This window comes from Pandoraea anapnoica (assembly GCF_902459765.1).
Classification (GTDB): Bacteria; Pseudomonadota; Gammaproteobacteria; order Burkholderiales; family Burkholderiaceae; genus Pandoraea; species Pandoraea anapnoica.
Window position 1 is genome coordinate 104,886 of sequence record NZ_CABPSP010000003.1, and the last position, 22,750, is coordinate 127,635.

The following is a 22,750-nucleotide window of genomic DNA, read 5'->3' on the forward strand; positions in this document are numbered from 1 at the left end:
CAACGAAGGCGTAGACGCATGAAACTGCAAGCACTCGGCCCGACCGATTTTCTCAAGATGCCGTGGAAGAACGGTCAGGGCGTGACGACGGAACTGGCGGTGGCACGTCGCCCTGGCGAAGACGGCTTCGACTGGCGTATCAGCACCGCGACGGTCGCCGTGCCGGGCCCGTTCTCCGTGTTCGCGGGCATCGACCGGTCGCTCGCCATCGTTCGCGGTGGCACGCTCACGCTCAACGTGGAAGGACATCCGGACGTCACGCTGACGACGCGTACGGCGCCCTATGCGTTCGGGGGAGAACTCGCGGTGAGCAGCACGCCGACGCTTGAGGCGGACGGCGTGCCTATCGATGACTTCAACGTCATGACGCGACGTGATGGCTGGCAGCACACGCTGAGCCAACATCGTCTCGAAGGCGATGCGCTGACGTGGGCTGTGCCGACGGCGACCGATGCCACCGGATTCCTCTATTGCGCGCAAGGTCTGGTGCGTGTGACGTTCCACGATGGCCGGACGTTGACCGTCTCCGCAGGCCACGCCCTTCGAATCGACGAGACGGATGCTGTCGAAGGTTTCGACGGGGCTCGCGTTTGCGAACTGCACGCTGGTGCACCTTCGACCGATGTTTTCCTGACGACGCTTTCTCGGCGCTGACCGTCAGCGGCCTGTGCGTCTAAAGCCTGGACCGCACAGGCCCCGCTTCGGTGTCCCTTGCCCGTATTTCACCCATCTCGACCGTCCTCAGGTCAAACCCGATATTTTTCCGCGCAGTAAAACGGCATACTTCGAAATAATTCACATATAAATCGAAGTTCCATCCATGAAACAACGAAACGATCTTCCTGCGCGAGGCAGGGCGCGATGGATCCGCTAAGCGACGTGCTGAGCGACTTACGCGCGGACGCGGTCGTCACCGGCCGATTCACGTTCGGTGCGCCGTGGTCGCTGCGCAAACCGGCGCTCGACGGCGCACCGTTTCGCATGGCGATGGGGGAACCGTTTTACCTGATCGTGGCGGGCATGACACCGGTGCGTGTCGAACCGGGCGACTGTGTGCTGTTGCCGCACGGGCACGAGCATGTGATGTGTTCGTCACCGGACGAACCCCCGGTGGTCTTCGAGGAGATGATGTCGGCGCAGGGCATCGAGCCGCGTCTGGATACGCCACTGGCGTTCCGTGCGGGCGGGGATGGTCCCGTCAGCGATCTCTACACCGGCGTGGTGATGTTCCGCGACCGGGTGCGCAACCCGCTGCTGGCGTCGCTGCCGCCCCTGATCCATATTCGCTCAGGCGACCCGGCCGTGCCCGCGTTGCTTACGAACACCATCGCGGGATTTATCGAAGCATCGATGCAGCGCGGTGCGGGATGGCGTGTGGTCGTAGCACGTCTGGCCGACGTCTTGTTCGTGCAGATCCTGCGGGCGTATCTCGAAGCCTGCGGCAGCGCCAGCACCCACTGGTTGCGCGGTATGACCGATCCGCAACTGGGCCGCGCCATTGCGTCCATGCACGAAATGCCTCAGCGCCCGTGGACCGTCGAGCAACTCGCCGCCATCGCGGGCATGTCGCGCTCGAAGTTCTGTCTGCGCTTTCGCGATCTCGTCGGCGAATCGCCGATGACCTACCTCACCACCCATCGTATGTACCTGGCGGCCGAACGTCTGTCGGGTGCAAGCGCGCGGATCTCCGATGTCGCGGAGGCCGTCGGGTACGCCTCGGAAAAGGCCTTCACCCGCGCCTTTCGCCGCTGCTACGGCCTGCCGCCGCGCGAGTACCTTCGCAGCTGCGAGCTGGGTCATTAAGCCACACTCGTCCCTTCCTCTTTGATGTGCCTCGTCGCACGTGCGGCGTGCGGCGTGCGCGCGGTACGCGTGACGTCTGCATGCGGCTGATGGCTGCCTGAGGGTTTTCCCGTCTCTGGACGAACGGCATCCTTTTCGGGCCGCGCGGCCGTTGTCCGGCAATTTCCTCGTTGTGAGAATTCATTCGCCATCTGCCGGTGCAGCGCGCTTCACCGCTGCACACGGCAGTCACAACGGGAGAGTCAATGGAATTCCAACTCAACGGGCGGCCCTTCGTCTTCGACGGCGAGGACGACACGCCTATGCTGTGGGTCATCCGCGATGCTGCGGGGCTGACCGGAACGAAGTACGGATGCGGCATCGGGGCGTGCGGCGCGTGCACCGTGCACCTCGAAGGCGTGGCCACGCGCACGTGCGTGCTGCCGGTCTCGGCCGTCGCGGGCAAGCGCATCACGACCATCGAAGCGTTGTCGCCCGCGCGCTCGCATCCGATCCAGCAGGCGTGGATCGCCAAAGACGTGCCGCAGTGTGGCTACTGCCAGTCCGGCATGGTGATGGCGGCCGCAGCACTGCTCGATAAGCATCCGCATCCGACCGACGCGCAGATCGATGAGGCGATGACGAACCTCTGCCGTTGCGCGACCTATCACCGTATCCGGGAGGCGATCCATGACGCAGCAAAACGTTGAGCGCACGGCATCTCCCGTGAACGACACATCCCTCACTGCGCCCGCTTCGTCGTCGCGCCGCCAGTGGCTCAAGGGCATGTCGCTCGCCGCTGGCAGCCTGCTGATCCCGATTTCCGCGTCATGGCTGACAAGCCCCGAGGCCCGCGCTGCCGATGCAGCTGACGGCCATCTTGTCGAGATCAACGACTGGATTCGCATCGACGCCGACGGCACGACGGTGCTCGGACTCTCGCAGTGCGAAGTCGGGCAGGGCGTGTACACGGGCTTGCCGCAAGTGTTGGCGGACGAACTGGACGCGGACTGGCGACGCGTACGTGTCGAGTTCGTAACCGCGCGCGACGCCTACCGCACGGCCGCCGCGAACGAAGCGTTGCAGCAGTTCGTGGGCGCATCGATGTCGGCCACACTGTTCTACGAACGACTGCGGATTGCGGGAGCGCAGGCGCGTGAGGCGCTCGTCGCGGTTGCCGCCCGCCGGTTTGGCGTTCGCACGACCAACTGCGTGACGCGCGACGCTCGCGTGATGCATCCGCAGTCGGGTCGCTCGCTCGGCTATGGCGAACTGGTAGCTGAGGCGGCGAAGCTGCCCCTCAATCCGCATCCGCGTCTGAAGAACGAGGCCGCGCATTCGCTGATCGGTCGCGCGGTCGCTCGTCTCGATACGCCGTCGAAGGTCGACGGCTCGGCCGTCTTCGGCATCGACGTGAAGGTGCCGGACATGCTCATCGGCGCCATTCTGATGGCCCCGACGTCGGGCGGCACGCCGCTGTCCGTGCGCAATCGCGATGAGATCAAGGCACGCAAAGGCGTGCACGATGTGGCGCTTGCCAAGGATGCCGTCATCGTCGTGGCCGACGATTACTGGTGCGCGAAGAAAGCCTGCGACGCGCTCGACGTCGAATGGAAAGCCGGTCCCGCCGCCGACAGCACGACGATCATGGCGCAGCGTCGCGAGGCACTGGTCAAAGCGAAGGGCGGTGTCGCCACGAACATCGGCGACGCACCCGCACTGATCGACGCAGGCGGTAAGGTGGTGACGGGCGAATACCACACGCCGTATATCGTCCACGCGACGATGGAGCCGGTGAACGCCACCGTGCATGTGCGCCACGACAAAGGCGAGATCGAGGTGTGGGGCCCGATTCAGGGACAGGACAAAGTGCGCTGGGCGCTGGGCGGCATTTTCAAGCTGCCGCCCGAAAAGATCACGGTACATACGACGTTCCTCGGCGGTAGCTTCGGACGCAAGTACGTGCCCGACTTCGTGATTCACGCGGCCGTCGCGTCGGCGGCCGTGGGTCGTCCCGTCAAAGTGATCCGTTCGCGCGAGGACGATATCCGTCACGGCTTCTACCGGCCCTGCGCATCGGGACGCTTCCAGGCCGTGCTCGGTGACGACGGGTTGCCCAAAGCCATGCACCTGCGCGTGGCGGGGCAGTCGATGTACAACGTCATCAAGAAGGATCACTACGAGAAGGCGGGTTACGACGAGACCATGCTCGACGGACTCTACGACCTGGTCTACGCCGTGCCGAATCTGCGCGTCGAAGGCATCGACGTGCCGCAACCGAACATTCCCGTGAGCTTTATGCGCTCGGTCGGCTCGACGTCGAGCGTGTTCTTTCTCGAGAGCTTCATTGACGAGATGGCGGACGCAGCGGGCATCGAGTCGATTGAGTATCGCAAGCGTTTGCTGAAGCACGACCCGCTCGCCACACGTGTCGTTGAAGAGACGGAGAAGGCGGCCGGATGGCGAACGAAGGCGAAAGCGGGCGTGCATCGTGGCTTCGGCTACTGCACCTACACGGGACGCGGTGCAGCGTTCTCGACGTATGTCGCCGTCGCAGTGGAGCTGCGTGTCGTGGGGGATCGCTTCAAGGTCGAACGTGTGGTGTGCGGCGTCGACTGCGGTCGCGCGATCAATCCGAACCTCATCCGCGCGAACATCGAAGGCGGCATCGGCTTTGCGTTGACGAATACGTTCAAGAGTCAGATCACGTTCGCGAATGGTGGCGTCGAACAGAGCAACTTCGGCGACTACCCGTTGCTGTATCTCACGGAAATGCCGAAAGTCGAGACGGTGATTCTGCCGAGCGATCGTCCGCCACAGGGCTGTGGCGAAGTGTCGTTGCCGCCGATGGCACCGGCGGTCGCGCAGGCGATTCGTCGCGCGACAGGTATACGACCGCGTTCGATGCCGTTGCCGCAAACGGTGACCGAAGCGCGCGCGCTGCGTCAGGCAGACCTGGCAGACTTAGCGGGCTCGGGTGACGCTGTTCGCAGGGGGCAAGGGTAATGGACGGCGTCGATGCCGAAGTGCTGGACGCCGTCGCGCGCTGGCAGTCGCAGGGCGACGACGTGTTGCTCGCGACCGTCGCCCGCACGTGGGGTTCTGCACCGCGTCCGGTCGGCGCCATGATGGCACTCACCCCGCGCGGACGCGTCGCCGGATCGGTCTCGGGTGGTTGCATCGAGGACGATCTGCTCGCGAAGGTCGCGGGCGGCTTTCGCCCGGGATTGCGTCCGCATGTGAAGACGTACGGCCTGAGCGCCGACGAAGCGCACCGATTCGGTCTGCCGTGCGGTGGCACGCTGGAGCTCGTCATCGAATGTGTCACGCCGCGCAGCGCACTCGACGCCATGCGCTCGGTCATCGCGGCCGGACGTCTCGGGGTTCGCGAACTCGATCTGCGCACCGGACAGGCGCGCGTGCGCGGCGTCGGTCAACCGGCGGCGTTCGGCTATACGCCAACGCGACTGTCGGTCCCGTTCGGGCCGCGCTGGCGAATCATCGTGATCGGCGACGGACAACTGACGCAGCATCTCGTGCACATGGCGTTGCCGCTCGGCTACCAGATCGTGATCTGCGACCCGCGCGACATTCACGATGATCACGATCACGCACAGGAGACGCACCGTCACGTCACGCGCACGAAGGAGATGCCGGACGATCTCATCGTGCGCCTGCGTCCCGACGGCAATACGGCCATCGTGGCACTGACGCACGATCCCAAACTCGACGACATGGCGCTGCTCGAAGCGCTGAAGTCCGAGGCGTTCTATGTCGGTGCGATCGGCTCGCATCGCAATCAGGCGTCGCGGCGCGAGCGGCTGGCGATGTTCGATCTGACCGCCACGCAGATCGGGCGGCTGCACGGGCCTGTCGGCTTGCCGCTCGGATCGCGCACACCGCCCGAGATTGCGCTGGCGATTCTGGCGCAGATGACGGCATTGCGTAATGGTGTCAGGGCGGGTGTCGACGTGTCGTCATCGTCATCCGGACATGTGTCATCGAGACGGAGGACACCGGCCATGCACGCCGCCTGACATCGCAATCCTCCCCGATATGGCATTGACCCGAAGCGCGCTTGCCAGGTATGGCGGCGTGAGGGCGTGCCGCACCCGCAGTAGATGGCTGAAGTGTAATTCGTAGTCCAATATAAATAAGGGAATGTCATGAAACGCAAGGTTTGGATGGCAATGGCCCTGACGCTCGCGGCGGGCGGCGTCAGGGCGGACGGGTTGCAGATTTACGGGATTCTCGACAACAGCGTCGAATATCTCAGTAACGCCGGGGTCGGCGCGAACGGCAGCAAGCAGTCGGTCGTGCGCGCGAGCAACGGATCGCAGGTGCAGAACCGCTTCGGCTTCAAGGGATCGGAAGATCTCGGCGGCGGCCTCAAGGCCATCATGCAACTGGAGTCCGGCTTCAACCTCAACAACGGTGTGTTGCAGCAGGGCGGGCGGATGTTCGGCCGTCAGGCCTACGTGGGGTTGCAGAACGAATGGGGCGCGCTGACCGTTGGCCGTCAGAAGAATCTGATTTACGACGCGTTCCTCGAACTCGACCCGCTCGGCTACTACAGCTATGCGTTGCCCGCACTCGATGCGCAGTTTGCGGGCAAGGCGGATAACTCGATCAAGTACGCGGGCAACTTCAACGGCTTCAAGGTCGCGGGGTTGTTCTCGACGGGTTACGACGCCACCATCGCCAACGGCGGACAAGTGCCGGGCGAGTGGCGCGTGGGCAAGGAGTACAGCGTGTCGGTGGGTTACGCCAATGGGCCGCTGAATGTCTCACTCGTGTACGACCAGCAACAGGGCACGACCATCGCCACGCAGGGCAACACGACACAGCGCGTGGCCGCCGGCGCGAGTTACGCGATCGGCAACTTCAAACCCTACGTCGGTTATCAGTGGTATCTGAGCAATGTGCCGGGCGTGGCTGCACGTAACGAGTTGTACTTCGCCGGGTTGCAGTATCGTCCGGTGACGGAGGTGATTCTTTCGGGCGCGATCTTCTACAACAACATCACGTCGACGAATCAGCACCCGTATCTGCTGGCGGCGAACGCAGCATATCTGCTTTCCAAGCGCACGCAGCTGTTTGCCGAAGTCGGCTTCTCGCGCAACCAGAATGGCTCGAATCTGGGCGTGACCGGTTACGGCATGAGCATCGTGCCGGGCAGCAATCAGCTCGGCGTGGCGGTGGGGCTGTCGCATTACTTCTGATCCCGTACCTCCGGGGTAAAACAAAAATGGACACCCGAGGGTGTCCATTTTTGCATCGACGGATGCCCGGTGAGGGCATCGCGATCCGTGCTTAGTGACGGAAGTGGCGCGTGCCCGTCATCAGCATGGCGACGTTGCGTTCGTCGGCTGCGGCGATGACTTCGTCGTCGCGCATCGAGCCGCCCGGGTGGATCACGCAGGTCGCGCCTGCATCGACCACCACGTCGAGGCCGTCACGGAACGGGAAGAAGGCATCCGACGCCACGGCCGAGCCGTTCAGCGACAGACCGGCGTTTTGCGCCTTGATGCTGGCGATACGGGCCGAGTCCACTCGGCTCATCTGACCGGCACCCACGCCCAGCGTCATACCGCCGGCGCAGAACACGATGGCGTTCGACTTGACGTACTTCGCCACGCGCCATGCGAACAGCAGGTCTTCCATTTCCTTCGGCGTCGGGTGACGCTTCGTGACCACACGCAGTTCATGCGGTGCCACATTCTTCGAGTCGGTCGACTGGACGAGCAGGCCGCCGCCCACGCGCTTGAAGTCGTACTGGTTCACGCCATTGCCCATCGGTACTTCCAGCAGACGCACGTTCTGCTTGGCGGCGAACACTTGCTTGGCGGCGTCGGTGAACGACGGGGCGAGCAGCACTTCCACGAATTGCTTGGCGACGGCTTGCGCAGCCGCTTCGTCGACCTCGCGGTTGAAGGCGATGATGCCGCCGAAGGCCGACGTCGGATCCGTCTGGAAAGCCTTGGCATACGCTTCGGCGGGCGACGCGGCCACGGCCACACCGCACGGGTTCGCGTGCTTGATGATGACGCAAGCCGGGGCTTCGAACGTCTTCACGCATTCCCACGCGGCGTCGGCGTCGGCGATGTTGTTGTACGACAGTTCCTTGCCCTGCAACTGACGGTAGTTTGCCAGCGCGCCTTCCGGCGTCACGATGTCACGGTAGAACGCGGCGCTCTGGTGCGGGTTCTCGCCGTAGCGCATGTCCTGCACCTTGGTGTACGCCAGGTTCAGCGTAGCCGGGTAGGCCGAGCGCTCGTCGTGACGCAGCGACTCGCCGAGGCTCGTCAGATAGTTCGTGATCGCGCCATCGTACTGGGCGGTGTGAGCGAACACCTTGGTCGCCAGACGGAAGTTCGTGGTGTAACCGACGGTGTTGTTGTTCGCCTTCATTTCGTCGAGCACCACGGCGTAGTCGGCCGGGTCGACGATGACGGTGACGTCGCGATGGTTCTTCGCGGCCGAGCGCAGCATGGTCGGGCCGCCGATGTCGATGTTCTCGATGGCGTCTTCGAGCGAGCAGTCGTCTTTGGCAACGGTCTGAACGAACGGGTACAGGTTCACGACGAGCAGGTCGATCGTCGGAATGCCGTGCGTGTCGAGGGCGGCCATGTGCTCGGGCAGGTCGCGACGCGCCAGAATGCCGCCGTGAACCTTCGGATGCAGCGTCTTCACGCGCCCGTCGAGCATTTCCGGGAAGCCGGTGTAGTCGGCCACTTCGGTCACTTTCAGACCGGCGTCAGCCAGCAATTTGGCGGTGCCGCCGGTGGAGAGAATCGACACGCCTTGGGCGGCGAGCGACTTGGCGAAGTCGACGATGCCAGTCTTGTCGGAGACGGAAATGAGAGCTTGCTTGATCATGACGGACGGTAGTGAAGCGGCAAAAACGGGCGGTTAAACACAGGTAGCGCGGATGGGCCGGGTCGGCCGTGGCAGCGGAAGTTGCTGCCGCAGTCCTTACAGCAGGCCGTGCTGCTGCAACTTCTTGCGCAGCGTATTGCGGTTGATTCCCAGATATTCCGCGGCGAGCGACTGGTTGCCGTCGGCCTTGCCGAGCACGAACTCGAGCAGGGGCTTTTCGACGACGGAAACGACCATATCGTAGACATCATGTGGCCGTGCGCCGTCCAGATCCCGGAAATACATATCCAGACTGTCGCGCACAGATTGTTCTATGTTTGCTTTGCTCATGCGGCTAATAGCTCCCTCGGAGATTCTTGTTCATAGCAGAGGCGGTCCGAGTGCACCTTCTGCTCTTCGAAAAACGCGTTGACCGCAGCCAACTGTTCCTGCGTGGTGTCGAGCGTATTCATACGCTGGCGGAACGTGGCTGCCCCCGGCAGGCCACGCGAATACCACGCGATGTGCTTCCGCGCGGTCCGTACACCGGTGTACTCCCCGTAGAACTCGTAATGGTCCACGAGGTGTTCGTTCATGATCTGCTGGATCTCGTCGACGCGCGGCGGCAAGGCGATTTCGCCCGTCGTGAGAAAGAGTTCGATGTCGCGAAAGAGCCACGGACGCCCCTGCGCCGCGCGGCCGATCATGATGGCGTCTGCGCCCGTGACTTCGAGCACGTGCTTTGCCTTCTGCGCTGACGCGATGTCGCCGTTGGCCACCACCGGGATGCGTGCGGCCGCCTTCACCGCGGCGATGGTCTCGTACTCGGCGTCGCCGTGGTACAAGTCGGCGCGCGTACGGCCGTGCACGGTCAGCATGCTGATGCCGCACTCTTCGGCGATGCGTGCCACCGTCAGCGCGTTCTTGTGTTCGCGGTCCCAGCCCGTGCGAATCTTCAGCGTAACGGGCACGACGTCGCCCACGGCACCCACGACGGCGGACACGATACGGGCGACCAGCGGCTCGTTCTGCAACAGCGCCGATCCGGCGGCAACGTTACAGACCTTCTTGGCCGGGCAGCCCATGTTGATGTCGATGATCTGCGCACCGCGCTCGACGTTGTAGCGTGCGGCTTCGGCCATCATTGCTGGGTCGGCCCCGGCGATCTGCACCGAAATCGGGGCCACTTCGCCCGCGTGATTCGCGCGACGCATCGTCTTCTCGCTCTTCCACAGCTGTGCGTTGGACGCCACCATTTCCGACACGGCATAGCCCGCCCCCAGTCGTTTGCACAACTGGCGGAACGGCCGATCCGTCACACCCGCCATGGGGGCGACGAACAGGTTATTGCGGAGTTCGTGGGGACCGATACGCACGATGAAGGGGAAAAGCCGGAAAAAAGATCGCTATTTTACTGCGAAAACCCGCCCTCGTCGCCTAAAAAATGTGCAAAGTTCCGGGCGGGCCTGTCGGGGCCGCGCCGGAAAGACCTCGGGCGATGCCCGGCGAAGGGCTTGATATCTCGGGATTAGCCGCGCTGGCCGAACATCATCTGCCGGGCGAAGGCGGTTTTGAGGGGGGGGACGAGATCGAGGCTGGCCAGCGCCATGCCGCGTGCGAGCGCGACCGGTGTGGCGTCGATGCCGAAGAGGCGGGGCAGCAGATCGGTGATGCGGATCGTAAGACCTCGGTCCGCGCGGCGGCGGCGGGCGAACGCGCTCAGCGCAGCCGGACCCGCCACGCCCTGATGCGCCGCACCGGAGCGGGCATGGCGAACGAGGCTGTCGGCAAGGTCGAAGGCGTCGCGCAATCCCAGGTTCAGGCCCTGACCGGCCACGGGGTGAAGCGTCTGGGCCGCGTTGCCGATGGCGGCGACGCGCCCGTCGACCACCTGACCCAGGGCGTTCAGACCGAGCGGGAAGCCCGCGCGTCCGGTGATCGAGGTAAAGCGGCCCATGCGGTCGCCGAACGCCTTGTGCAGCTCAGTGAGGAATTGGGCGTCGTCCAACGCTCGGCGGCGACTGGCCTCGGCGTTCGAGCAGCACCACACCAGCGCGTAGCCGTTCTCTTGCGGGAGGAGCGCCACGGGACCGTCGGACGTGAAACGCTCCCACGCCCAGCCGACGCGCGGGCGCTCGCACGTCACGAAGCCCACCAGGGCCGTCTGACCGTAGTCGCGCGTGCGCGGCCGCGCCGTCTGCCCTTCGAACAATCCGCCTTCGGCGTTGACGGCGAGCGTGGCGTGCAGCGTGTGTGTGTGATCGTCGCCCACGGCTTCGAGCGTGAGCGTGACCTGCTGGGCGTCCTGACGCAGCGCGATGGCGCGATACGGGCGGAAGTGATGCAGTCCCGGTATGTCGCTGTCGAGCACGCTGAGCGATGACGCTTGCGACGCATGCTCGAAGCGCGTCGGTAGCTGTGCCATCGCAGTATCGAGCGCGCGCATGAGCGCGCCGTAACGCACGACGTAGCCGAGGGCCGGCACGCCGTGATCAAGATAGTCGATCTCGGTGCTGCCGAAGCGTTGCGCCTGCGAGACATGAATGTGCCGGATCGGCGTGCTCGGCAGCGCGGTGCGCTCACTTGGATCGCGCGGCCACGCGCCCGCGCGCGCGAGAATCTCGCGGCTGCCGTGCGACAGGGCGAGCGTGCGCGGGTCGTCGTAGCTGGCTTGCGCGCCGCGCGCGTCCACCAGCGCCACGCGCAAGTGCGGTGCGCGCTGCGCGAGCAACAGGGCGAGCGCTGTACCGACCGGACCGGCACCCACGATGGCGACGTCGAAACGCGCGGCAGGCCGTTCGGTCGCCGCGCGCTTCTCGGAAACGTTGGAAATGTCGGAGGTGCCGGAAGCCTGTGCGTTCGTCATCAGCCGTAAGTCCGCGATGCGTCAGCCGCGCATCAGCGCTTCGATTTCGTCGGCATCGACCGGCACGTCGCGCGTGAGCAGCGTGCAGCCGTCGGCGGTCACCACGGCGTCGTCTTCGATACGAATGCCGATGTTCCAGTAACGCTCGTCGACGTCCGCCCCCGGGCGCACGTAGATGCCCGGCTCGATGGTCGTGACCATGTTGGTGGCCAGTGTGCGCCACGGACGCTCGCCGTTCGGGCCGTCCTCGCGGTATTCGCCGCAGTCGTGCACGTCCATGCCGATCCAGTGGCCGGTGCGGTGCATGTAGAAGCGGCTGTAGGCCTTGTTGGCGATGACGTCGTCCAGACTGCCTGCCGTGTCACGCTTGAGCAAGCCGGTGTCGAGCATGCCCTGCGCAAGCACGCGAACGGCTGCGTCGTGCGGGGCATCGAAGCGCGCGCCTGCGCGCGTGGCGTCGATGGCGGCTTGTTGCGAAGCCAGCACGATGTCGTAAAGCTCGCGCTGCGCCGGCGTGAACTTGCCGTTGGCCGGGAACGTGCGGGTAATGTCGGAAGCGTAGCCGTCGAGTTCGCAGGCGGCATCGATCAGCACGAGATCGCCGTCGCGCAGCTCGGCGTCGCCCGCGCGATAGTGCAGCACGGTGGCGTTCGCGCCGGTCGCGACGATCGAGCCGTACGCCGGGAATTGCGAACCGTTGCGGCGGAATTCATACAGCAGCTCGGCTTCGAGATGGTATTCGCGCAGGCCGACCCGCGACGCCTTCATGGCGCGCACGTGCGCGTCGGCGGAAATCTTTCCCGCGCGGGCCATGATGTCGAGTTCGGTGCTGTCCTTGATCAGACGCATCTCGTCGAGAATCGCGCGAATGTCGCGCGCGGCCGACGGTGCCGACACGCCGGTGCGGCTCTGCGCACGTACGGCGTTCAGCCAGTGACGCACCTGACGGTCCTGCTGTGCCGATGCCCCCAGCGCGTAGAACAGGGCGGGCGCGTCGGCCAGCAATTGCGGCAGGCGCGTGTCGATTTCGTCGATGGGGTAGGCGGCGTCGAAGCCGAAGGTCTCGCGCGCGGCGTCCGGGCCGAAGCGATAGCCGTCCCAGATCTCGCGCTCTTCGTTCTTCGCGCGGCAGAAGAGAATCGATTGCCCCGTTCGGCTGTCGAGGACGACGACCGCTTCCGGCTCCGTGAAGCCCGACAGGTAATAGAAGTAGCTGTCGTGACGATACGGATAGTCGCTGTCGCGGTTGCGCGGCACTTCCGGCGCCGTGGGCAAGATGGCGACACCGCCACCGGCCTTGCGCAGCTGTTCGATGACTCGCTCGCGGCGGGCACGGTACGGGGAATCAGACATCGCGGGCTCCATTTCGGGATATTGGTTCGAGTTCAGACGTATGGACTTGCGTTCAGGCGATTCTACTGCCGGGCGAGCGCGCGTGCCCGGCGCGCACTTCGGCGTCCAGGGCATCGAGCTGGGCCGGGGTGCCGACGTTTTCCCAAATGCCGTCGAAGCGCTCGCCGCTCGCGTGTCCTGCGGCAATCGCGCGCTGGTACAACGGCGTGAGCGCCATGCGCGTGCCCGGAGCGATGCCGTCGAACAGGCGCAGGTCATACAGCGCGATGTTGCCGAACGTGAGCGCTTCGGCCGTCGGGGTCGCGGCGTCGCGCAGGAACAGACGGCCTGCCGCGTCGAGCGCGAAGTCGCCCGTCGGATGGAAGAGCGGGTTCGGCACCATCACCAGATGCATGCCCGGTATCGGTTGCGCGGCAAGACGTTTGGCCTGCGCGCGAAGCGTGGCGTAATCGAAGTCGGTGAAGATGTCGCCCGACACGGCGAGAAACACGTTCCCGTCACCTTCGAGCAGCGCGCGAGCCTGGGCGATACCGCCCGCCGTCTCCAGCGCTTCGGCTTCGGCCGAGTACGCCAGATGCACGCCGTAGGCGCTGCCGTCGCCGAGGGTGGCTTCGATCTGCGCGCCCAGCCAGGCGTGATTGATCACAATCTGCGTGAAACCGGCGCGGGCCAGCGCTTCGATCTGCCACACGATGATCGGCTTGCCGCCGACGGTGAGCAGCGGCTTGGGGCGAGTGTCGGTGAGCGGACGCATGCGTTCGCCGCGTCCGGCCGCGAAGATCATCGCTTTCATGGGCGATGCCTCAGAACGTGTAGCCGACGTCGACCTGCTGGCCGGTCAGCTCGTCGAGCAGCTTCGCCAGCGGACGCAGCGGCGCATAGCGGTCGGCAACCTTGCGGGCGTAGTCGAGAAAGCGCGGGGTGTCGGCGAGATAGCGGGGCTTTCCGTCGCGATAGTTGATGCGCGCGAAGATGCCGAGCACCTTGAGGTGACGTTGCAGTCCCATCCATTCGGCCTGACGGTAGAACTCGCCGAAGTCGGCGTCGACCGGCAGACCGGCCTTGCGCGCCCGTTCCCAGTAATAGGCCAGCCAGTCGAGCTGACGCTCTTCGTCCCAGCTAAGGAACGCGTCGCGCATGAGCGAGATGACGTCGTAGGTCAGCGGGCCGTAGACGGCATCCTGAAAATCGAGAATGCCCGGGCCAGTGGTACCCGGCAGGCCCGGCATCAGATTGCGGGGCATGTAGTCGCGATGCACGAAGACTTTCGGCTGTGCGAGCGCGCTGTCGATGAGCAACTGATTGATGCGATCGAGCGTGGCGCGTTGCGACTCGCTCAGTTCGACCTTCAGATGCTTGCCGATGTACCAGTCGGGGAACAGATCGAGTTCGCGCTTGAGCAGCGCGGTGTCGTAGGCTGGCAGCACGTCGGTGCGCGAGCTTTTCTGCCAGACGATCAGCGCGTCGAGCGCGGCGCGCATCAACGGGCGGGCATTGTCTTCGGTCAGGACGTCGAGATACGTCTCGCGCCCGAGATCGGTGAGCAGCAGGAAACCTTGCGCGAGATCCTCGGCCAGCACCTTCGGCGCTTGCAGGCCGGCTTCTTCCAGCAACTGGGCAACGTGCACGAAAGGTCGGCAGTCCTCTTGCGGGGGCGGCGCGTCCATCACGATCAGGCTCGGATGTGCGGGGGCGTGGCTGCCAATGCGGAAGTAGCGCCGGAAACTCGCGTCAGCCGATGCAGGTGCCCAGTTCGCCGTGTCGAGCGAGAACTCGGAGGACAGACCGGAGAGCCAGTGGTGAAGGGCTTGCAGGCGGGGATCGGAGGTGTTCAAGAGTTCGCTGGAAGCGTTGGAAACACTCGCGGATGTGCTGGGTTGTGCGGTCATGGTGGGGGCCGTAAACGTCTTGCCATATAATACCCGATCATGTTTTCCCGACGCCCTGTTTCTCGACCTCGATCGACCGTCCCGAATGTCCCGGTGAAGCCGGCTGGACAAGCGGGATTGGCTGCCCGCAAGCGGCGCCACGATTGTCTCGCTGTTTGCGTACATGCCGGATAAACAAGTCCATACGAATGAAGTCTCGTCGCTGCAGCGCATGATGCGCACGCGACGCAAGCCATTGGCGCTGCTGCTCTCCCTTCCGGGTGTGTGGTGTTCGCTCGCCGGTGCGCAGGAAATTCCCCCGCCCGATATCGCCAAGAGCGACGGCCTCGTGTTGCGCACGGTGCCGGCGCTCGTCGACAACCCGCTCTCCAGCGGCGACGACGTGCCGATGTACGTGCGCGGCATGGCCCTCACCGGCCGGACCAACGTGGACGCAACCGTCGATGGCGACGCCGAAGCGCGCAAGTACCGCTCGTTTGTGAAGGGCGACCGCCTGACGTACGACCAGGACACGGACGAAGTGGTGGCGCACGGTAACGCGCGTCTGTCGCAGGGCGGCAACATGTTCATCGGCCCCGAAGCCCATATGTATACGGGGGCGGGCGATGGCTACATGCTCACGCCGACCTACCGGCTCGTGTCGGGCGGCGGCGGCAAGTCGGAGCGCGCCGACATCGAAGCCAACAATGTCGTGACGCTGCAACGCGGCACGTATTCCGGCTGCGCGACCTGCGCGGAAGACGGCAAGACGCCTGCGTGGTACATCAAGGCGACCGAATTCGAGTTCGATCAGGAGCAGCAGGAAGGCACGGCGTACAACGGCATTCTGTTCTTCCAGGGCGTGCCGATTCTCGCCAGCCCGTACATGTCGTTCCCGACGTCCAACGAACGCCGCTCTGGCTTTCTGGCACCGACGTTTACGCAGTCGAGCCGTACCGGCTTCGAACTCGCCACGCCGTACTACTTCAACATCGCCCCGAACCGCGATCTGACGATCACACCGCGCTTCATGACCAAGCGCGGCGTGATGGGCGTTGCCGACTTCCGCTACCTGGAACCGACCTACTCGGGCTTGTTCCATATCGAGTATTTGCCGAAGGATCGTGTCACAGGCGACGCACGTTACACGTTCACCTGGCAGCACAGTCAGGCGCTCGGCTATGGCGTGAACGGCTACGTGAATTTCTCGAAGGTTTCGGACGATACCTATCCGGATGACTTCGGCACCGGCACGAACTTTCAGACGGGTGTGCAGCGTGTGTACAACCGCGAGGCAGGCCTGACCTGGAGTCGCGGGGACTGGTCGTTCCTTGCGCGTGTGCTGAAATATCAAACGCTCGCCCCCAGTTCGCCGCAGTACGAATCTGTGCCCGAACTGTCGGCGACGTACAACAAACTGGATTTTCACGGCTTCGATTTTTCGATGCCGATCCGGTATAACCGGTTTCAGATCGCTTCCTGGACGGGGCAGCCGAATGGCGAGCGCATATACGCGCAGCCGACGTTGAGCTACCCAATTTTGACACCGGGGTACTTCATTGTCCCTAAGGTCATTTTCAACGCTGCTTCGTATAACGTCGATTATCCGAGCGGCTCGACGCTGCATTCATCGACGACACGAACGTTGCCTACGGTCAGTCTCGATACCGGGCTGACGTTCGAACGACCGTTGACGCTGTTCGGTTCAGCGATGAAGCAGACGCTGGAACCCCGTCTGTTCTACGTCTATACGCCGTACCGCGATCAAAGCTCGATTCCGATTTTCGACAGCGCAACGGCTGACTTCAACCTTGCAGAGATCTTCAGCGAGAATTCGTTCATCGGTGTTGACCGGATTCAGGATGCCAATCGCGTCACGGCCGCACTCACATCCCGCCTGATCGACGCCGAGACGGGCATAGAGCGTGCGCGCGTCTGGTATGCCCAACGCTATAACATTCAGCAATCGCGTGTGACGATGCCGGGTGGGGTGCCGGAGGACGCGGGCGTTTCCGATTTCCTCGTGGGTGGTTCGGCCTTGCTCTACCGGAGCATCACGTTCAGCACCGCGGTGCAGTACAGCCCGAGCACGTCGCAGTTCAACCGGTCGGACGTCGGTGTGACATGGCGCCCGGGCGAGCGCAGGGTGTTCAACGTGTACTACCGTTACCTGCGCAATCCGCCGCCGGTCGTGGGACAAAGTGCGTTGACCGTTACGCCGATCAACCAGATCGAACTTTCGGGTCAGTGGCCGATCACACCGCGACTCGGCATTGTGGGGCGTCTGAACTACAGCATTACGGACAAGACGTTCGTCGATGCCCTGGCGGGTTTCGAGTATGATGCCGACTGCTGGGCCTTCCGGATTGGGCTCCAGCGCTATGCGACCAACGCCACCACGACAACTTCGCGGGTCTTCGCGCAGTTGGAGCTGAAGGGCTTGACCAAGTCGAGCAACAGCGCCACAGAAGCCTTCAAGGTCGGGGTGCCGGGCTACCAGCCGCCGCCGACGAACCAGATTCCTTCTCGATTCAGCAACTATGAATGACATGTTTGTGAAGCGTGCCTCGCTGCTGGCGGGCCTGTGTCTTGCCGCCGGGGTGGCGGTTGCGCAGCCGGCGCCGGTCAGCGCCAAAGCCGCAGGTGCACCCGCGTCGTCCGCACGCGCCGTCGATTCCATCGTCGCCGTGGTCAACGACAGCGTGATCACCCGCAAGGAGCTCGACACGCGTATCGAGGAGGCCAAGCATCAACTGACGCTCTCCAAACGCCCGATTCCGGACGCCGATCTGTTGCAGCGCCAGGTGCTCGAACAGATGATCGTCACGCAGGTGCAGCTTCAGCGCGCCAAAGAAGGCGGCATTGTCGTGAAGGACGCCGACGTCGAACAGGCCTTGCAGCGCATCGCCGCCGACAACAGGCTGAGCGTCGATCAGTACAAAGCGCGTCTGGCCCAGGCCGGCGTGCCGTGGGACGCTTTCCGCAAGGAAGTGCGCGAGCAGATCATCATGGCGCGCCTGCGCGACCGCGAAGTCGACAGCCAGGTTCAGGTGAGCGACTCGGAAATCAACGCATACCTCGCCGCGCAGCGTGGCGCCAATGCCGCGCCGGCGGAGACGGAATACCGCCTGAGCGAGATTCTCGTGAAATTGCCGGACGGCGCGACGCCGGACCAGGTCAGCGCAGCGCAGAAGAAGGCGACCGAAGCGCTGGACAAGGCGAAGGCCGGTGGTGATTTCGCAGCGTTGGCAAAGCAGTATTCGGATGCTTCCGATGCCGCCAGCGGTGGCGACATGGGCTTCCGCATTCCCGAACGTATTCCCGATCTGTATCTCAATCAGGTGCAGAAGCTGCAAGCGGGCACCGTTGTGCCGCAAGTGCTTCGCAGCAGCAACGGTTTTCATGTCATCAAACTGGTCGAGACGCGCAAGCAGGGCGGCGATCAGGGCATGACCGTGCCGCAGATCCACGCACGTCACATCCTGATTCGCGTGGGCGATGGTGTCTCGGAAGCGCAGGCACGTCAGAAGCTGCTCGACATCAAGGCGCAAATCGAAGCGGGCAAGGGCGACTTTGCTGACTTCGCGCGTCAGGTGTCAGTGGACGGCTCCGCCTCGCAAGGTGGCGATCTCGGCTGGATTTCGCCGGGCGAGACGGTTCCCGCATTCGAGCGTGCGATGTCCGAACTCAAGGACGGTCAGATCAGCGACCCGGTGCGTTCGGAATATGGCTATCACCTGATTCAGGTGCTGGGCCATCGCGAGTCGCAGGTCTCGGGCGATCAGGAACGTAACCTCGCCATGCAGGAACTGCGCGGCCGCAAGGCCGAACAGCAGTACCGCGATTGGTTGCAGCAACTGCGTGACAGTGCTTACGTCGACTACCGCCTGAGCAACGCGCAGCAGTGAGCATGATGTCCGACCGGTCCTTCGTCCTCGCCATCACCACCGGTGAACCGGCGGGGGTCGGGCCGGAATTGACGGTGCAGGCACTGGTGAAGTGCCTCGCCGCACCGGCGGTGGCTTCTATCACCGCTTCCTCCGCATATTCCCCCGATCCCTCGCTAGCCAATTGCCGCTTCGCTGTGCTCGGCGATGCGTCGCTGCTTGCCGCACGCGCGCAAGCCGTCGGGCTGGGCGACGCCTGGCAGGCGCTGCTCGGTAGCGGACGCGTACACGTTTCGCACCATCCGCTCGCTGCCGCCGTGACGCCGGGACAGCTCGATGCCGCCAACGGCCGCTACGTGCTGGCGCTGCTGGACGATGCCATCGACGGTGCCATGGCGGGTGCGTATGACGCGATCGTGACCGCGCCGTTGCAGAAGAGCACGATCAACGATTGCGGCGTGGCGTTCACCGGACACACCGAGTATCTGGCCGAGCGCACGGGCACGCCGCGTGTCGTGATGATGCTCGCTGGCGGTGGGCTGCGTGTGGCGCTCGCCACCACGCACTTGCCGCTCGCGCAGGTGCCCGGCGCAATTCGTCGCGACGATCTGCTGCAAACGCTCATCATCCTCAATCAGGATCTGATGCGTCACTTCGGGGTGACACGCCCGCGTATTCTCGTGACGGGGCTCAACCCGCACGCCGGTGAATCCGGCTATCTCGGGCGCGAGGAGATCGACGTCATCACGCCCGCACTCGACGACGCGCGCGCTGCCGGTATCGATGCACGCGGTCCCTATCCCGCCGACACGCTGTTTCAGCCCCGTCATCTCGAAGGCGCCGATGCGGTGCTCGCGATGTACCACGATCAGGGCTTGCCGGTGCTCAAATACGCGAGCTTCGGCGCGGGCGTGAACATCACGCTGGGGCTACCGATCGTCCGGACGTCGGTCGATCACGGTACCGCGCTCGACCTCGCGGGCACGGGGCAAGCCGAGAGCGGCAGCCTGCTCGAAGCGCTGCGCACCGCGGCGACGATGGCGGCGAACGCTGCGTTACATGCGTCGACAGCCGCACAATTGACCGCCGGCGCGAGCGTCGATCCGCACGCCACGCCGCCGCGTTCCTAAGGAATTTCACATGAGTAGCGCATCGAAGCGCACGGGCGTCCAACAGGGCCACGTGGCGCGCAAACGTTTTGGTCAGAACTTTCTCGTCGACATGGGCGTGATCGATTCGATCATCAGCGCCATTTCGCCGCGTACCGACGATCTGATGGTCGAAATCGGTCCGGGTCTTGGCGCACTGACGACACCGCTCACCGAGTGGCTGGCGCATTTGCACGTGGTCGAACTCGACCGCGATCTGGTCGTGCGTCTGACGCGCAAGTTCGGCGAGCGCGTGAGCGTTCACGCTGGCGACGCCCTCGACTTCGATTTCGGTTCGCTCGTCCCGGAAGATCGTCGCGACGAAGCGCCGCTACGCATTGTCGGCAACCTGCCGTACAACATCTCCAGCCCACTGTTGTTCCATCTGATGCGCTACGCCGCGCTCGTGCGCGACCAGCACTTCATGTTGCAGGACGAAGTGGTCGAGCGCATGGTGGCTCCGGCGGGTTCAAGCAACTACAGCCGCCTGTCGGTCATGCTTCAGTACCGCTACTGGATGGACAAGGTGCTGCATGTGCCGCCGGACGCCTTCAATCCGCCGCCGAAAGTCGATTCCGCTGTCGTCCGGATGATTCCGCGCGCCGTGGCCGATCTGCCGCAGGTCGATCTCGACGTGTTCGAAGCGGTGGTGGCACAGGCGTTTTCGCAGCGTCGCAAGATGCTGCGCAACACGTTGCACAGCTACCGCGATCGTGTCGATTTCGACGCGCTCGGCTTCGACCTCACGCGTCGTGCCGAAGATGTGCCGGTCGACGAATACGTGAACCTGTCGCGCGCGATCAGCGGCGTCGGTTCACAAGGCTGATCCCGGCGAAGACGAGGACGACGGCGCAGCCAAAGCGCCAACCGACCGATTCGCCGAGAATCAGCACGCCGAACGTCACGCCGAACAGCGGACTGAGGAACGAGAAGGACGCAAGCCGGGCGGCGCTGTAGCGCGTTAGCAACCAGAACCAGATCAGGTAGCTCGCGAAGGCCACACCGATGGATTGATAGACGAGGCTGATCCAGATGGTCGACGTCATTGGCCCGATTTGCACATTACCCGTCGCGAGCGCCAGCGCGCACAGCAGCACCGCCGAGACGGCCAACTGGTACAGCAATGTCTTCGACGGCGCGGCGCTCGCCAGACGCGAGGCCCGCACGACGACCGTCGTCATCCCCCAGAAGATACCGGCCAGAATGGCCAGCAGATCGCCGGGCCACGTGGTGGCGAGATCTGTACCACTGCCGTCCGAGAACGCCACGGCGATACCGCAAAATGCGATGGCCATGCCGAGCCATTGCATGGGCCGCAGCCGCTCGCTGGGCACCGTCCAGTGCAGTCCGATGGCGGTAAAGCAAGGGGCCGAGTACAGAAAGACTGCCATGCGCGACGCGGTCGTGTGCGTGAGGCCGACGAAGATGCAGAGAAATTCGAGCGAGAACAGCGCGCCTGCGAGAATGCCGGCGGGCAGCGTGCCGTCGCCGGTGATCAGGCGCTGACGCCGCCACAGCATCCATGCACCGACAAGCACTGTCGCCACGACGGAACGCAGTCCGGCTTGCAAGACGGCGGGCACGACCGGTACGGCCAGTTTGACGGCGACTTGCTGGCCTCCCCAGACCATGCACAACCCCAGCATGATGGCGAGCGCTGCGGCATCGATCGGACGTGGAGTGGATTTCATGGAATTAATTCGGATGACGATGCATCGTGGGCACGACGCGCAGAAGTGGTCATTGTCACCGATCCTGATACTCAACGCATCAAACCGATGCCGTCAACGCGGGTAATCTTTGCGGGCGTTCGTTCGTCTGTCCGTGTGTGATTGTCTCGTTGCACGGGACAATATGTCCCCGCCTCCCCCGTTTATTGCGCACTTTCGCACCGATACAATGCTCCGCGAGGCGGCTTTCGTCCTTCGTCGAGCAAAGCCGCAGTCCTCGCCTATCCATCGTTTTCACCGTATTCCGCTTCAGATTCAGCACTCACGTATGTACAAGAAAGGCTCTTCCGTTGAATTGCAGTTTTCCCCGTCGCGACTCAACGACGGCGCTGGCGATCCCTACTGGGTCGATCTCACGCGCGACGAAGCGCAGGCACTGCTCGACGCACTGCAAGCGCATCTGGGCCGTCCGGCGACGGATGCGTCAGGCACGGAATCCCCGCTGGTCTTTACGTTGCTGGATCCGGGCGCGACGAAGACGTCCGACACGCTCAGCGACGACGGTGCCGCATCGCACTCGTCCGACGAGACGACCCGCTCACCGGACGCAGCATCACGCCAGTGGGTCTGTGTGATTTGCGGATGGATTTACGACGAAGCGGGGGGGTATCCGGAAGACGGCATTGCTCCGGGCACGCGCTGGGAAGATGTGCCGGACGACTGGCGTTGCCCGTTGTGCGACGTGGGTAAGGAAGACTTCGCGATGGTGGAGTTCTGACGCATCGCATGTGCTGAAAAAAACGACGGCCGCCCCAGGGCGGCCGTTGTCGTATCCGTCAGCGCAATCGAGAAAGCGCTCCGCTTACAGACTGCCTTTGCTCGAATGCTTCTGGATCAGCTCGATCTTGTAGCCGTCCGGATCTTCCACGAAGGCGATGACCGTGGTGCCGCCCTTGACCGGGCCGGCTTCGCGCGAGACCTTGCCGCCCGCGGCACGGATCGTGTCGCATGCCTGATAGGCGTCGTCGACTTCAATCGCCAGATGGCCGAACGCGGTGCCGATCTCGTAGTTTTCCACGCCCCAGTTGTACGTGAGTTCGAGGACGGTGTTTTCCGACTCGGCGCCGTAACCGACGAAGGCCAGCGTGTACTTGTACTCGGGGTTCTCGCTCTGGCGCAGCAGTTGCATGCCGAGCACGCGCGTGTAGAAATCGATCGAGCGCTGCAGGTCGCCGACGCGCAGCATGGTATGGAGCATTCGCATGGTGTTTTCAGTGTGGGGACAACGAAAACTCAATTGTACCCGCCACCATAGAAA

General features: G+C 64.0%; 20 protein-coding genes. 11 read left to right on the forward strand and 9 right to left on the reverse strand.

Going from position 1 to position 22,750, the window contains the following annotated elements; translation table 11 throughout:
* The first annotated feature begins 18 nt into the window (after nt 1-18).
* The 6 genes from PAN31117_RS06125 (at nt 19) to PAN31117_RS06150 (ending at nt 7,004) form a co-directional block, all read left to right on the forward strand.
* Nucleotides 19-654, forward strand: coding sequence for a HutD/Ves family protein (locus PAN31117_RS06125; protein WP_150737415.1), 636 nt, complete (start codon nt 19-21; stop codon nt 652-654).
* Nucleotides 655-861: 207 nt separating this feature from the next.
* Nucleotides 862-1,803 carry an AraC family transcriptional regulator gene (locus PAN31117_RS06130; protein WP_150737416.1) on the forward strand — a complete coding sequence of 314 codons (942 nt, stop codon included), beginning with the start codon at nt 862-864 and terminating at the stop codon, nt 1,801-1,803.
* A gap of 245 nt (nt 1,804-2,048) precedes the next feature.
* On the forward strand, nt 2,049-2,492 hold the full coding sequence (locus PAN31117_RS06135) for a (2Fe-2S)-binding protein (protein ID WP_150737417.1): 444 nt from the start codon (nt 2,049-2,051) through the stop codon (nt 2,490-2,492).
* Between the two features lie 76 nt (nt 2,493-2,568).
* Nucleotides 2,569-4,788, forward strand: a complete 2,220-nt coding sequence (locus PAN31117_RS06140; RefSeq protein WP_246188960.1) for a xanthine dehydrogenase family protein molybdopterin-binding subunit — start codon at nt 2,569-2,571, stop codon at nt 4,786-4,788.
* Entirely contained in the window at nt 4,788-5,819 is a 1,032-nt protein-coding gene (locus PAN31117_RS06145) for an XdhC family protein (protein WP_150737419.1), read from the forward strand. Before PAN31117_RS06140 ends, PAN31117_RS06145 begins: the two co-directional genes overlap by 1 nt.
* Nucleotides 5,820-5,948: 129 nt before the next feature.
* Nucleotides 5,949-7,004: a porin gene (locus PAN31117_RS06150; protein ID WP_150737420.1), complete on the forward strand. Its 1,056-nt coding sequence runs from the start codon at nt 5,949-5,951 to the stop codon at nt 7,002-7,004.
* Between the two features lie 91 nt (nt 7,005-7,095).
* Here PAN31117_RS06150 and purH read toward each other — a convergent pair whose 3' ends face one another.
* From purH to PAN31117_RS06185, 7 genes are all read right to left on the reverse strand, one after another.
* Nucleotides 7,096-8,661: a bifunctional phosphoribosylaminoimidazolecarboxamide formyltransferase/IMP cyclohydrolase gene (gene purH, locus PAN31117_RS06155; protein WP_150662156.1), complete on the reverse strand. Its 1,566-nt coding sequence runs from the start codon at nt 8,659-8,661 to the stop codon at nt 7,096-7,098.
* Between the two features lie 96 nt (nt 8,662-8,757).
* Nucleotides 8,758-8,991, reverse strand: a complete 234-nt coding sequence (locus PAN31117_RS06160; protein WP_039393174.1) for a Fis family transcriptional regulator — start codon at nt 8,989-8,991, stop codon at nt 8,758-8,760.
* Nucleotides 8,988-10,016: a tRNA dihydrouridine synthase DusB gene (gene dusB / locus PAN31117_RS06165; protein WP_370855731.1), complete on the reverse strand. Its 1,029-nt coding sequence runs from the start codon at nt 10,014-10,016 to the stop codon at nt 8,988-8,990. The genes PAN31117_RS06160 and dusB overlap by 4 nt, the downstream gene beginning before the upstream one ends.
* A 152-nt stretch (nt 10,017-10,168) precedes the next feature.
* The gene (locus PAN31117_RS06170) at nt 10,169-11,506 is read right to left on the reverse strand and encodes a UbiH/UbiF/VisC/COQ6 family ubiquinone biosynthesis hydroxylase (RefSeq protein WP_150737422.1); all 1,338 of its coding nucleotides are present in this window, start codon (nt 11,504-11,506) and stop codon (nt 10,169-10,171) included.
* Between the two features lie 21 nt (nt 11,507-11,527).
* Nucleotides 11,528-12,859 (reverse strand): aminopeptidase P N-terminal domain-containing protein, encoded by a 1,332-nt coding sequence (locus PAN31117_RS06175; RefSeq protein WP_174990849.1) that lies wholly within the window; start codon nt 12,857-12,859, stop codon nt 11,528-11,530.
* Nucleotides 12,860-12,911: 52 nt separating this feature from the next.
* Nucleotides 12,912-13,652, reverse strand: a complete 741-nt coding sequence (murU, locus tag PAN31117_RS06180) for an N-acetylmuramate alpha-1-phosphate uridylyltransferase MurU (RefSeq protein ID WP_150737424.1) — start codon at nt 13,650-13,652, stop codon at nt 12,912-12,914.
* A 10-nt stretch (nt 13,653-13,662) separates the two neighbouring features.
* On the reverse strand, nt 13,663-14,748 hold the full coding sequence (locus tag PAN31117_RS06185) for an aminoglycoside phosphotransferase family protein (protein WP_150737425.1): 1,086 nt from the start codon (nt 14,746-14,748) through the stop codon (nt 13,663-13,665).
* A 163-nt stretch (nt 14,749-14,911) separates the two neighbouring features.
* Between PAN31117_RS06185 and PAN31117_RS06190 the strand changes: the two genes are divergently transcribed.
* Genes PAN31117_RS06190 through rsmA form a run of 4 tightly spaced genes read left to right on the forward strand, consistent with a single transcriptional unit; the run spans nt 14,912 to nt 20,588 of the window.
* On the forward strand, nt 14,912-17,275 hold the full coding sequence (locus tag PAN31117_RS06190; RefSeq protein ID WP_150737426.1) for an LPS-assembly protein LptD: 2,364 nt from the start codon (nt 14,912-14,914) through the stop codon (nt 17,273-17,275).
* Nucleotides 17,268-18,635: a peptidylprolyl isomerase gene (locus PAN31117_RS06195; protein WP_150737427.1), complete on the forward strand. Its 1,368-nt coding sequence runs from the start codon at nt 17,268-17,270 to the stop codon at nt 18,633-18,635. The genes PAN31117_RS06190 and PAN31117_RS06195 overlap by 8 nt, the downstream gene beginning before the upstream one ends.
* 2 nt (nt 18,636-18,637) lie before the next feature.
* Complete coding sequence (gene pdxA, locus PAN31117_RS06200) at nt 18,638-19,744, forward strand: 4-hydroxythreonine-4-phosphate dehydrogenase PdxA (protein ID WP_150737428.1); 1,107 nt, start codon at nt 18,638-18,640, stop codon at nt 19,742-19,744.
* A gap of 10 nt (nt 19,745-19,754) precedes the next feature.
* The gene (rsmA, locus tag PAN31117_RS06205; protein WP_150737429.1) at nt 19,755-20,588 is read left to right on the forward strand and encodes a 16S rRNA (adenine(1518)-N(6)/adenine(1519)-N(6))-dimethyltransferase RsmA; all 834 of its coding nucleotides are present in this window, start codon (nt 19,755-19,757) and stop codon (nt 20,586-20,588) included.
* On the opposite strand, the gene PAN31117_RS06210 is transcribed toward rsmA, so the two are convergent.
* Nucleotides 20,563-21,453 carry a DMT family transporter gene (locus PAN31117_RS06210; protein ID WP_150737430.1) on the reverse strand — a complete coding sequence of 297 codons (891 nt, stop codon included), beginning with the start codon at nt 21,451-21,453 and terminating at the stop codon, nt 20,563-20,565. The two genes, rsmA and PAN31117_RS06210, sit on opposite strands and share 26 nt — an antisense overlap.
* Before the next feature lie 307 nt (nt 21,454-21,760).
* Here PAN31117_RS06210 and PAN31117_RS06215 point away from each other — a divergent pair, with 307 nt between their 5' ends.
* Nucleotides 21,761-22,210, forward strand: coding sequence for a rubredoxin (locus PAN31117_RS06215; RefSeq protein WP_150737431.1), 450 nt, complete (start codon nt 21,761-21,763; stop codon nt 22,208-22,210).
* 84 nt (nt 22,211-22,294) lie between these two features.
* On the opposite strand, the gene gloA is transcribed toward PAN31117_RS06215, so the two are convergent.
* On the reverse strand, nt 22,295-22,696 hold the full coding sequence (gene gloA / locus PAN31117_RS06220; RefSeq protein WP_150737432.1) for a lactoylglutathione lyase: 402 nt from the start codon (nt 22,694-22,696) through the stop codon (nt 22,295-22,297).
* Nucleotides 22,697-22,750: the final 54 nt, after the last annotated feature.